The following is a 10,668-nucleotide window of genomic DNA, read 5'->3' as shown; positions in this document are numbered from 1 at the left end:
GTTTGGCCCTGTTTCGACGACGAAACAGGGCCAAACGCCCGCTCACAACGATCCGGGCGGGGGTGCCGGGTCAGACGGCGGCGGGGGCAGGGTCAGACGGCGGCGGTCTCCGGCTCGGTGACGAGCGGGTAGACGCCGTTCTCGTCGTGCACCTCGCGGCCCGTGACCGGCGGGTTGAACACGCACACGCACGTGATGTCGGTGCGCGGGCGCACCTTGTGCTTGTCGTGGTCGTTCAGCAGGTACAGCGAGCCCGGCTTCAGCTGGTGGACCTCGCCGGTGCCGAGGTCCTCGATCTCGCCCTCGCCGGACGTGATGAAGACGGCCTCGATGTGGTTGGCGTACCAGAAGAAGCTCTCGGTGCCGGCGTACAGGGTGGTCTCGTGCACGGAGAAGCCTACCCCCTCCTTCGCCAGGACGATCCGCTTCGAGCGCCAGTTCTCGCTCTTGACGTCGGCGTCGGTGTCGGTGATCTCGTCGAGCGTGCGCACGAGCATGGGTAATACCTCCGGTGGTTCGGGTGCGGTGGTTCGGGTGGGGCCGGCCGATCAGACCGTCGGTGCGGGCAGGACGGCGGCGACGGAGTCGCTGATGATGCGCAGGCCGCGCTGCAGCTCGTCGTAGGTGATCGTCAGCGGCGGCAGCAGCTTGACGACCTCGCCGTCGGGGCCGGAGGTCTCCATGAGCAGCCCGCGCGAGAACGCCTCGTCGCAGATGCGGCTCGCGGTCTCGCCGTCGGGGGTCTGCAGGCCGCGGGCCAGGCCGCGGCCCTTGGCGACGAGGACGTCGTCGCCGTACCGGGCGACGAGGGAGTTGAAGTGCGCCTCGACGAGCGCGCCCTTGTCGGTCGTGGAGCGCTCCAGCTCGTCGTCGGACCAGTAGAGGCGGATGGCCTCGGCGGCCGTCGCGAACGCGGGCGCGAACCCGCGGAACGTGCCGTTGTGCTCGCCCGGCTCCCAGATGTCCAGCTCCGGGCGCACCAGGGTGAGGGCCATGGGCAGGCCGTAGCCGGAGATCGACTTCGACAGGCAGACGATGTCGGGCACGATGCCGGCCTCCTCGAAGGAGAAGAACTTGCCGGTGCGGCCGCAGCCCATCTGGATGTCGTCGAGGATCAGCAGGATGTCGTGGCGCTGGCACAGGTCGGCCAGGCCGCGCAGCCACTCGGCCCGCGCGGCATTGATGCCGCCCTCGCCCTGCACCGTCTCGACGATGACGGCGGCGGGCGTGTTGAGACCCGAGCCGCTGTCCTCGAGCAGCCGCTCGAGGTACATGAAGTCCGGCACGTCGCCGTCGAAGTAGTCGTCGTAGGGCATCGGCGTGGCGTGCACCAGGGGGATGCCCGCGCCGCCGCGCTTCATCGAGTTGCCCGTCACGGACAGGGCGCCGAGCGTCATGCCGTGGAACGCGTTCGTGAAGTTGATGACCGACTCGCGCCCGGTCACCTTGCGGGCCAGCTTCAGCGCCGCCTCGACCGCGTTCGCGCCCCCGGGACCGGGGAACACGACCTTGTGGTCCAGGCCGCGCGGCCGCAGGATCGTCTCGCTGAACGTCTCGAGGAACTCCCGGCGCGCCGCCGTGAACATGTCGAGCGTGTGCACCATGCGGTCGTCGGTGAGGTAGTCGACCAGCACCTGCTTCAGCCGCGGGTCGTTGTGCCCGTAGTTGAGGGTGCCCGCTCCGGCGAAGAAGTCGAGGTACTCGGTGCCGTCCTCGGCGTACACCGTCGCTCCGACGGCCCGGTCGAACACGACGGGCCAGGAGCGCGAGTAGCTGCGGACCTCCGACTCGAGGGCGGTGAAGCCCGTCGGGTCGTCGGCGGCGGACGCCTCGGTGGTGGGGACGGTCGGGGTTGTCACGAAGGACACTCCTTGAGGTGGTGCGCGCCGGTGCGAATCGGGTCGTGGAGGGGCTGCGTCGTCACCTGCGCGCCGAACCGGCGCAGCCCGGGGTCTGGTCGCCGGCCATGGGGGCCGGCGACCGGGGTCAGCGGGTGGGGCTGAAGCCCTCGATCACGAGGAGCGGCTCGCCCTCGTGCCCGTCGGGGAAGTCGGCGGCCGCGTAGCCGGTGGTCTCGCGCAGCGTCGCGCCGCGCTCGGCGGCCCAGCGTGCGAAGACGCGCCGCGACGACGCGTTGTCCGTCGTCACGGTGGTGTGGATCCGCGCGACGGCGGGCCCGCCGTCGCGCGTCACCTCGTCGACGACGGCGTCGAGCAGCCGTCCTGCCACGCGCCGGCCGCGGGCCCGCGGGTCGACGGCGACCTGCCACACGAAGAGCGTGGCGGGGTCGGCGGGCAGCCGGTAGGCGGAGAGGAAGCCGACCGGCTCCTCGCCGGCGGCGTCGCCGAGGAGGGCGAGGCGGCACGTCGCGGCGAAGTGGTCCGCGAGGAGCAGGTAGGCGTAGGAGGAGTTGAGGTCGAGCGAGCCCGAGTCGTGGGCCAGCCGCCACATCGCGGCGCCGTCCGCCGTCGTCGGCGGTCGCACCGTCAGCCCCTCCAGCGGGGCCGTGGGCGGGGACGACGCCGCGCGGTCAGGGGCGGCGTCGGTCGAGCTGTCGTCGGTCGGGTGGTTGGTCGTTGCGGTGTCCGTCGTGTCCATACCGCTGTCGACCATAGACGTATCGCGGGGGAAAGTTCACCTCCGCCATGACCGTTCCTCGACGGAGGGTCGCCGCGTCGAGGGTCGTCGATCGTTGGGAGCGCAGCGAAAGGTCCGGATGGCCATCGACGGATCATCGACTGTTCTACGGAGGGTCATCCGTCTCGGATGGTGAGACATCCTGCCGGGGCGCCGCCGCTGGGCCCGGAGACGACCGTGGGCGTGCCCGTCAGCACGGGCACGCCCACGGCATGCGTCTGGTCCGGGCGAGCCCGGGGAGGTCAGCCCGCGAAGGGCGTGGCCTTGAGGATCTCGACGGGGATCTCCCGGCCGTTCGGCGCGGTGTAGGCCACCTTCTCGCCGATCTTGTGGCCGTCGATCGCGGCACCGAGCGGCGACGTCGGCGAGTACACGTCGAGGTCGGTCGTGCCGGCGATCTCGCGGGAGCCCAGCAGGAACGTCATCTCGTCCCCTGCCACGACCGCCGTCACGACCATGCCGGCCTCGACGACACCGTCGTCCGCCGGGGTGCCGATCTGGACGTGGCGCAGCTTCTCGGTCAGCTCGCGGATGCGGGCCTCGTTCTTCGCCTGCTCCTCACGGGCCGCGTGGTATCCGCCGTTCTCCTTGAGGTCGCCCTCGTCGCGGGCGGCGGCGATGCGCTCGGCGATCTCGGTGCGGGCGGGGCCGGAGAGGTGCTCCAGCTCGGCCTGCAGCCGGTCGTGAGCCTCCTGGGTGAGCCAGGTGACGGTGCTCTCGGTCACGAGGGCTCTCCTTTCGTGGTGCTCGTTGGCCTGTTTCGGCCGTGCGCGGGCGACCGACGAGCGTCGGCACGCGCGTCGGCTGGGCAGGACTGTGCGTGTGAATCCCTCAGGATAGCCCGCGCGAGCCCCAGAACCCAGGTCTGCGCCCAGGGCGAACAGCGTGATCCCGGTCGCGGCGCGTCAGGAGCGGTCGGCGACGTCGCACGACTCCACGACGGCGCTGGTCGCCTCCTCCGAGGTGCGCACCGTCACCGTGTAGGTCGTGGTCTGCGTCTCGCTGGGGCCGACGGGCACCTGCATCGTGCCCACCTGGGCGTAGCTCGGGGCCAGCGCCTCCACCTCGCAGGTCGCCGTCGTGCCCGGCGGCATGTGCACCTGGAACGTGACGTCCACCTGCTCGGGGCTCGGCACGGTGAAGCTCACGACGTCCACGTCGACCGGGTCGCGCCGGTTCTGCTCGATCGAGAACCAGGCCGCGAGCCCGACCCCGGCGGCGAGCGCGGCGGCGATCGCCACCTTGGCCCCGGTCCCCAGGCCGCGGCGCTCCGGGCGCGTGCCGTACCGGTCGGCGGGGGGCGTGGGGCTGACGGGCTCGCTCATGGTGCACCATTGTCCCTGAACCCCGAAGCCGACCCGTCACCCCGGGAGGGACCTTGTCCTCCGCCACCTCCGTGCCGCCCACCGGGCGGCCCGCGCCCCTGCGTCTGATGGCGGTGCACGCGCACCCGGACGACGAGTCGAGCAAGGGCGCCGCCACCACCGCGCGGTACGCCGCCGAGGGGGTGGAGGTCCTGGTCGTCACCTGCACGGGGGGCGAGCGGGGCGACGTGCTCAACCCCAGCTTCGAGGTGCCCGCCGGCCACGAGTTCGAGACGATCGAGGGCCGCCGCGCCGTCCGCCGCCTCGAGATGGCGGCCGCGGCCGAGGCGCTCGGCGTCCGCCAGACGTGGCTCGGCTTCGTCGACTCCGGCCTGCCCGAGGGCGACCCGCTGCCGCCCCTGCCGGAGGGCTCGTTCGGCCTCGTCCCGCTCGAGGAGGCGGCGGCGCCGCTGGTCGAGCTGGTGCGCGAGTTCCGCCCGCACGTCATGACCACCTACGACCCGTCGGGCGGCTACCCGCACCCGGACCACATCAAGTGCCACGAGGTCGCGTTCGAGGCGTACCACGCGGCGGGCGACCCCTCGCGCTACGTCGTCGACGGCGGCGCGGAGCCCTGGGAGCCGAGCAAGCTCTACTACAACCACGGCTTCTCGATGGAGCGGATGCGCGCCGTGCACGAGGCCATGCAGGGCGCCGGCCTGGAGTCGCCGTTCGGCGACTGGATCGAGTCGCGCGCCGCGCGGGAGATCCCGGAGCGCACCGCGACAGCGAGCATCCCGGTGGCCGACTACTTCGCGCAGCGCGACGCCGCCCTCGTGGCGCACGCCTCGCAGATCGACCCGGACGGGTTCTTCTTCGCGGTGCCGCGCGACCTCGAGGCCGACGTCTGGCCCACCGAGGAGTACGAGCTCGCGGACTCGCGCGTGCCGACGACGCAGCCCGAGGACGACCTGTTCGCCGGCCTGCGGGGGGAGGCCCGGTGAGCGCCCTCCTGGTGCTGGTGACCACCGCGCCGAGCCCGTCGCCGAGCCCCACGCAGGGCCCGGACGAGCTGCAGGTGACGCCCGGCCTCGCCGGCTTCGTCGCGACCTTCGCGGTCGCGCTGGCGTGCGTGCTGCTGTTCCTGTCGCTGACCCGGCACCTGCGCCGCGCGCAGCACAACGCCGAGGAGCGAGGCCTGCCGATCGAGGAGCCCAAGCGCGTCGGCTTCCGCCGGGCGGACGAGCCCGGCGGCACCTCCGGCGGGACGGTCGCGGCGCCCGGCGACGGCTCGCCCGGCGACGGCTCGCCCGACGACGGATCGCCCGACGCGGGCCCCGAGGGCGAGGCGGACGGCCAGGGCGGCCGATGAGCGCGTCGGTACGCGTCACGGTCGCGCAGCTCGCGATCACCGCGGACCACGACGCCAACCGGGAGGCGGTGGCGGAGGCGTTCCTCGCCGCCGGCCGCGTGGGTGCGGACCTGCTGGTGCTGCCCGAGTACGCCTCGGGCTACGACCCGCACGGCGTCGGCGTCGAGCACGCCGAGCCGCTCGACGGCCCGTTCGTGGCGGCGCTGCGCCAGCACGCGGCCCGGTACCGCATCGCGGTGGTGGCGGGCACCACCCTGCCCGCGTACGGCGCGCCCGAGGCGCGCACCGGGCAGCACCCGGCGGTGACCGGGGCGTTCCCCGCCGTCAGCGGCGCGTTCCCGGCGGTGACGGGCGCGTTCCCCGCCGTGACGGGCTCCGTGCCCGCGATCACGGGGACGACGCCCGCGGTGGGGTCGGCCCCCGAGGCTCCGACGCGGGCCTTCAACACCGTCGTCGCGGTCGACGCCACCGGGGCCCTGGTCGGCGCGTACCGCAAGGTGCACCTGTACGACGCCTTCGGTACCCGCGAGTCCGACCGGCTCGAGCCGGGGCCGGCGGGCGTGCCGCCGCTCGTGATTCGGCTGGGCGACCTGACGTTCGGCGTCGTGACCTGCTACGACCTGCGGTTCCCGGAGTCGGCGCGCCGCCTCGTGGACGCGGGCGCGGACGTCATCGTGGTGCCGGCGGCGTGGGTCGACGGACCGCTCAAGGCGGACCACTGGCGCACCCTGCTGCGGGCGCGGGCGATCGAGAACACGGCCGTGGTGATCGGCGTCGGGATGGCGGGGCCGGGCCTGGTGGGCCGGTCGCTGCTGGCGGGGCCGGACGGCGTCGTCGGGCTCGAGCTCGACGAGACGCCGCAGGTGCGCACCGTGGACCTCGACCCGGAGCCGCTGGCGCAGGTGCGCCGGCAGAACCCGTCGCTGGCGAACCGCCGCTACGTGGTGGTGCCCCGCACCTGACGCGGGGCCCTGCGGCGGGCGCCCGGCGGGGTCAGAGCGCCGCCAGGTAGATGGCGACGGTGTGGCACGTGAAGCCGACGACGGTGAGCGCGTGGAAGATCTCGTGGAAGCCGAACCAGCGCGGCGACGGGTCGGGGAACTTGGTGCCGTAGACGACGGCGCCGACGATGTAGGCGACGCCGCCGGAGGCGACGAGCCACGCGACGGCGGCGCCGCCCGCCGCCGCGAACTGCGGGATGTACCCCACGGCGACGCAGCCGAGCGCCACGTACACGGGCACGTAGACCCAGCGGGGGGCGCTCATCCACAACACCCGCGCCACCAGGCCGAGGATCGCGCCGCCCCAGACGACGGCGAGCAGCACGGTCGCGGTGCTGCGCGGGAGCAGCATCACGGCCAGGGGCGTGTACGTGCCCGCGATGATGAGGAAGATGTTCGCGTGGTCGAGCCGACGCAGCACGGCCGCGGTGCGCGGGGACCACGTGCCGCGGTGGTAGACGGCGCTGGTGCCGAACAACATCACCGCGGTGACGCCGAAGACGGCGCAGGCGACCTTGTCGGCGGTGGTGTCGGCCAGCACGACCAGCACGATCGAGGCCGCCAGGGCCAGCGGGGTGGTCACCGCGTGGATCCAGCCGCGCAGGAAGGGCTTGAGCTTCGCCGCTCCCGTCGCGGCGGCCTCCGTGACCGTCTGGACGGCGTCGCCGACGGCGCCCTTCGCGCCGCGGGCCACGTCGGCGGGGTCGGGCACGCGGTCGGCGCGGTGGCCGTTCGGCTGGGCGGCAGCTGCCACGGTGTTCTCCTCGTCCACGACTAACCTACGCATCCGTAGGTTACGCCAGCGTAGGCGACGCGGGCGGGGCGGGTCGACCGCGCGCTGTGAAGATCGTGGGTGGGGGTTGCGGGCCGTCGCCGACCGCCGCGCGGGCGCGCGACCTGCGGGTCCGGCGGAGCGGTACCGTTGTCCCGCTCTTCGTCCGTCCCGCTCGTCCCGCCCGCCCGCCGGATGCCCGCGCGTCTCGTGCGCCGGCGCGGCGCGGCCCGATCCCCCGAGGTCTCGCGTGCGCATGCCCCACCTGCTCTACGGCCTGTACGAGCGGCGCCTGGCCGCCTCGCTGCCGACGGCGCAGACGCCCCGGCACGTGGGCGTCATCCTCGACGGGAACCGCCGGTGGGCGCGGTCGTTCGGCGAGACGGCGGCGACGGGGCACCGGCGCGGCGCGGACAAGATCACGGAGTTCCTGGGCTGGGCCGAGGAGCTGGGCGTCGAGGTCGTCACGCTCTGGATGCTGTCCACCGACAACCTGGCCCGCCCCGCCGGCGAGCTCACCGACCTGCTCGACATCATCCGCGACGCCGTCCAGGACCTCGCGGAGTCGCGGCGCTGGCGGCTGCGCGTCATGGGCCGGCTCGACCTGCTGCCGACGGAGCTCGCCGACGCGGTGCGGGCCGCCGCGGACGGCACCGCGGACGTCCAGGGGCTGCAGGTGAACGTCGCGATCGGGTACGGCGGCCGGCACGAGATCGCCGACGCCGTCCGGTCCTACCTCACGCAGGAGGCGGCGCACGGGGCGACGCTCGCCGAGCTCGCGGAGCGGATCGACGTCGACGACATCGCCGCCCACCTCTACACCAAGGGCCAGCCGGACCCGGAGCTCGTGATCCGCACGTCGGGCGAGCTGCGCGTGGGCGGCTTCCTCATGTGGCAGAGCGCGCACTCCGAGCTGTACTTCTGCGAGGCGTACTGGCCCGACTTCCGCCGCGTCGACTTCCTGCGCGCCCTGCGGGACTTCTCGCGCCGGGAGCGGCGCCTCGGCCGCTGAGCCGGCCGGACGGGGACGTCGCCGGGCGCCCGTCGGAGGCCTGCGGCACACTGCCACGGTGACCCCGCCCGAGACCCGCCCCGCGCCCGACGTCCGCCTCGCCGCCGAGGCGTGGGAGTCCCTGTTCCGCGCACAGGTCACCCTGATGCGGCGGTTCCAGGCGGACGACATCTGGCGCGACCTGTCGATGCGCGAGTACGACGTGCTGTTCACGCTGTCGCGCGCGCCGGGCGGCGAGCTGCGGCTGCGCGACCTCAACGAGGGGATGCTCATCGCCCAGTCGTCCCTGTCCCGGATGGTCGAGCGACTCGAGGCGCGCGGCCTGGTCGAGCGCTCGGTGCCTCGCGACGACGCCCGCGGCACGCTGGTCCGGCTCACCGCCGACGGTACCCGGCGCCAGCGCGAGACGGGTCTGGCGCACGTGCGCACCATCGCGGAGTACGTGGGGCAGGCGCTCGACCCGGCCGAGCTCGAGCAGCTGCGTGGCCTGCTGGACCGGCTGCGCGCGGCCCAGGGAGGGATCCCGGACCGCGCGTCCGCGTCCTGACCCGGCGGAGATGACAAGGCGTGCCTTCAACGTCACGTCGCCCCGGGGGGCCGCGCGGTGGGTCGGGCCACGCCTCGGTGCGAGGATGGCAGTCATGTCGCTGACCCCCCAGTCGGCCGATGCCGGCCCTTACGACGCCCTGCTCCTGTACTCCTTCGGCGGTCCCAACAAGCCGGAGGACGTGGTCCCGTTCCTCCGCAACGTGACCGCCGGCAAGGGGATCCCCGACTCCCGGCTCGAGGAGGTCGGCGAGCACTACTACGGCTTCGGGGGCAAGAGCCCCATCAACGAGCAGAACCTCGCGCTGAAGGCGGCGCTCGAGGCCGAGCTCGCGGAGCGCGGGATCGACCTCCCGGTCGTGTGGGGCAACCGCAACTGGGAGCCGTACACCACCGACGCGATCGACGAGCTGGAGCGGATCGGGGCGAAGCGCGCCGTCGCCCTCGTGACGTCCGCGTACTCGTCGTACTCCGGCTGCCGCCAGTACCGCGAGGACCTCGCCGTGACGCTCGAGAAGCGCGGCCAGCTCGGCCCCGACGGCTCCACGGGTGTCCAGTTCGACAAGATCCGCTCCTACTTCAACCACCCCGGCTTCGTCGCGGGCAACGCCGAGGCCGTGCTCGAGGCCTACGAGGCGCTCGAGGCCAAGGGCGGCGACCCCGCCGCCGCGAAGCTCGTCTTCGTCACGCACTCCATCCCCGACACGATGGAGGCGGCGTCCGGGGTGGGACACGCCACGTACTCCGCCCAGCACCGCGACGTCGCGGCGGTGGTCGCGGCCGTCGTCTCCGAGGTGCGCGGCCACGCCGTCGAGTGGGAGCTGGCGTACTGCTCCCGCTCCGGCCCGCCGTCGCAGCCCTGGCTGGAGCCCGACGTCAACGACCTGCTCACCGAGCGCGCCGGCGAGGGCCTCACGGACGTCGTCCTGTCGCCGATCGGCTTCGTCTCCGACCACATGGAGGTGGCGTACGACCTCGACACCGAGGCCATGGCCACCGCCGCCGAGCTCGGCCTGACCGCGGTGCGCGCCGGCACGGTCGGCACGCGGGGCGTGTTCGTGTCCGGCCTGGTCGACCTGATCCTCGAGCGCGCGGCCCTGGCCCGCGGCGAGGACGTCGAGCAGGCGACCGTGGGCTCCCTGCCCGCGTTCCCGTCCGTCACGCCGGACGACTGCTGCCTGCGGCGCCACGAGGAGCCCAGCGGCATCCCGGCACTCTGCAGCGAGGACATGCACCGATGACCCAGCCCAGCAGCACACCCGAGACCGCCCACGTGCATGGCGACACCGGCGAGGCCGTCGACGCCGCCGCGATCAACGAGTCGATCCGGTACGCGATGATCGCGGTCTTCTCCACCGCCGAGCCACTGCCGGCCGGCGACGCCGAGCGCGCGGAGATCGCCGCCGAGGCCGAGGCCGCCCTGTGGGACGGCCAGCCCGACGACGCCCGCGACCCGGCCCGCGCCGAGGGCGACGTCGTCGTGCGCGGCGTGTACGACGTCGCCGGCCTGCGCGCCGACGCCGACCTCATGGTGTGGGTGCACGGCCCCTCGGTGGAGTCCGTGCAGGGCGCCTACCAGCGGTTGCGCGCATCCCGGCTCGGGTCGGCGCTCGCGCCGGAGTGGTCGGTCGTGGCGCTGCACCGCGCGGCGGAGTTCAACAAGGGCCACGTGCCCGCGTTCCTCGCCGGCGAGCGTCCCCGCGACTACCTCACCGTGTACCCGTTCGTGCGCTCCTACGACTGGTACCTGCTGCCCGACGCCGACCGCCGCACGATGCTGCGCGACCACGGCATGGCCGCGGCCGGCTACAAGGACGTGCGCGCCAACACGATGAGCACGTTCGCCCTGAGCGACTACGAGTGGCTGCTGGCCTTCGAGGCCGACGAGCTGCACCGCATCGTCGACCTCATGCGCGACCTGCGCGCCACCGAGGCCCGCCGCCACGTGCGCGAGGAGGTGCCGTTCTTCACCGGCCCCCGCGTCACCCTCGCCGACTGGGCGGACAAGCAGCCCCGCGCCTGAG

At 73.7% G+C, this 10,668-nt stretch carries 13 protein-coding genes; 7 read left to right on the top strand and 6 right to left on the bottom strand.

Annotated features, from left to right (window positions below; all coding sequences use genetic code 11):
* Positions 1 to 92: 92 nt before the first annotated feature.
* The 5 genes from ACFWDO_RS11865 to ACFWDO_RS11845 all read right to left on the bottom strand — a co-directional run bounded on the left by ACFWDO_RS11865 (position 93) and on the right by ACFWDO_RS11845 (position 3,962).
* Complete coding sequence (locus tag ACFWDO_RS11865) at positions 93 to 497, bottom strand: ectoine synthase (RefSeq protein WP_380327095.1); 405 nt, start codon at positions 495 to 497, stop codon at positions 93 to 95.
* A 51-nt stretch (positions 498 to 548) separates the two neighbouring features.
* Positions 549 to 1,859: a diaminobutyrate--2-oxoglutarate transaminase gene (gene ectB / locus ACFWDO_RS11860; protein ID WP_380327098.1), complete on the bottom strand. Its 1,311-nt coding sequence runs from the start codon at positions 1,857 to 1,859 to the stop codon at positions 549 to 551.
* A 127-nt stretch (positions 1,860 to 1,986) separates the two neighbouring features.
* Positions 1,987 to 2,598, bottom strand: a complete 612-nt coding sequence (gene ectA, locus ACFWDO_RS11855; protein WP_380346960.1) for a diaminobutyrate acetyltransferase — start codon at positions 2,596 to 2,598, stop codon at positions 1,987 to 1,989.
* A 281-nt stretch (positions 2,599 to 2,879) separates the two neighbouring features.
* A complete protein-coding gene (greA, locus tag ACFWDO_RS11850) occupies positions 2,880 to 3,362 on the bottom strand; it encodes a transcription elongation factor GreA (RefSeq protein WP_380322872.1) in 483 nt (160 codons plus the stop codon).
* Positions 3,363 to 3,542: 180 nt separating this feature from the next.
* The gene (locus ACFWDO_RS11845) at positions 3,543 to 3,962 is read right to left on the bottom strand and encodes a DUF4307 domain-containing protein (protein ID WP_380322875.1); all 420 of its coding nucleotides are present in this window, start codon (positions 3,960 to 3,962) and stop codon (positions 3,543 to 3,545) included.
* Between the two features lie 107 nt (positions 3,963 to 4,069).
* Here ACFWDO_RS11845 and mca point away from each other — a divergent pair, with 107 nt between their 5' ends.
* From mca to ACFWDO_RS11830, 3 genes are read left to right on the top strand one after another with little or no spacing between them, the layout of a single operon-like run.
* Positions 4,070 to 4,945 (top strand): mycothiol conjugate amidase Mca, encoded by an 876-nt coding sequence (mca, locus tag ACFWDO_RS11840; RefSeq protein WP_380322917.1) that lies wholly within the window; start codon positions 4,070 to 4,072, stop codon positions 4,943 to 4,945.
* Positions 4,942 to 5,313 (top strand): hypothetical protein, encoded by a 372-nt coding sequence (locus tag ACFWDO_RS11835; protein WP_380322878.1) that lies wholly within the window; start codon positions 4,942 to 4,944, stop codon positions 5,311 to 5,313. The genes mca and ACFWDO_RS11835 overlap by 4 nt, the downstream gene beginning before the upstream one ends.
* Positions 5,310 to 6,275: a nitrilase-related carbon-nitrogen hydrolase gene (locus ACFWDO_RS11830; protein ID WP_380322881.1), complete on the top strand. Its 966-nt coding sequence runs from the start codon at positions 5,310 to 5,312 to the stop codon at positions 6,273 to 6,275. Before ACFWDO_RS11835 ends, ACFWDO_RS11830 begins: the two co-directional genes overlap by 4 nt.
* Positions 6,276 to 6,306: 31 nt before the next feature.
* Here the strand turns inward: ACFWDO_RS11830 and ACFWDO_RS11825 are convergent, their stop codons facing one another.
* On the bottom strand, positions 6,307 to 7,068 hold the full coding sequence (locus ACFWDO_RS11825; RefSeq protein ID WP_380322884.1) for a hemolysin III family protein: 762 nt from the start codon (positions 7,066 to 7,068) through the stop codon (positions 6,307 to 6,309).
* Between the two features lie 268 nt (positions 7,069 to 7,336).
* Here ACFWDO_RS11825 and ACFWDO_RS11820 point away from each other — a divergent pair, with 268 nt between their 5' ends.
* From ACFWDO_RS11820 to hemQ, 4 genes are all read left to right on the top strand, one after another.
* Complete coding sequence (locus ACFWDO_RS11820; RefSeq protein ID WP_380322887.1) at positions 7,337 to 8,098, top strand: isoprenyl transferase; 762 nt, start codon at positions 7,337 to 7,339, stop codon at positions 8,096 to 8,098.
* 58 nt (positions 8,099 to 8,156) lie between these two features.
* On the top strand, positions 8,157 to 8,645 hold the full coding sequence (locus ACFWDO_RS11815) for a MarR family winged helix-turn-helix transcriptional regulator (RefSeq protein ID WP_380322890.1): 489 nt from the start codon (positions 8,157 to 8,159) through the stop codon (positions 8,643 to 8,645).
* 94 nt (positions 8,646 to 8,739) lie between these two features.
* Positions 8,740 to 9,885 (top strand): ferrochelatase, encoded by a 1,146-nt coding sequence (locus ACFWDO_RS11810; RefSeq protein WP_380322893.1) that lies wholly within the window; start codon positions 8,740 to 8,742, stop codon positions 9,883 to 9,885.
* Positions 9,882 to 10,667: a hydrogen peroxide-dependent heme synthase gene (gene hemQ, locus ACFWDO_RS11805; RefSeq protein ID WP_380322896.1), complete on the top strand. Its 786-nt coding sequence runs from the start codon at positions 9,882 to 9,884 to the stop codon at positions 10,665 to 10,667. Before ACFWDO_RS11810 ends, hemQ begins: the two co-directional genes overlap by 4 nt.
* The last annotated feature ends 1 nt before the right edge of the window (position 10,668 follow it).

This window comes from Isoptericola sp. NPDC060185, assembly GCF_042728595.1.
Taxonomy (GTDB): Bacteria; Actinomycetota; Actinomycetes; order Actinomycetales; family Cellulomonadaceae; genus Isoptericola.
The sequence above is the reverse complement of the archived record's forward strand: the minus strand, read 5'-3'. Positions and strand labels throughout refer to the sequence as shown.

Bases quoted from the DNA above. Each gene is read 5' to 3' on its own strand.
- ACFWDO_RS11865 (WP_380327095.1), bottom strand. From the start codon at position 497: ATGCTCGTGCGCACGCTCGACGAGATCACCGACACCGACGCCGACGTC.
- ectA (WP_380346960.1), bottom strand. From the start codon at position 2,598: ATGGACACGACGGACACCGCAACGACCAACCACCCGACCGACGACAGC.
- ACFWDO_RS11845 (WP_380322875.1), bottom strand. From the start codon at position 3,962: ATGAGCGAGCCCGTCAGCCCCACGCCCCCCGCCGACCGGTACGGCACG.
- mca (WP_380322917.1), top strand. From the start codon at position 4,070: ATGGCGGTGCACGCGCACCCGGACGACGAGTCGAGCAAGGGCGCCGCC.
- ACFWDO_RS11830 (WP_380322881.1), top strand. From the start codon at position 5,310: ATGAGCGCGTCGGTACGCGTCACGGTCGCGCAGCTCGCGATCACCGCG.
- ACFWDO_RS11810 (WP_380322893.1), top strand. From the start codon at position 8,740: ATGTCGCTGACCCCCCAGTCGGCCGATGCCGGCCCTTACGACGCCCTG.
- hemQ (WP_380322896.1), top strand. From the start codon at position 9,882: ATGACCCAGCCCAGCAGCACACCCGAGACCGCCCACGTGCATGGCGAC.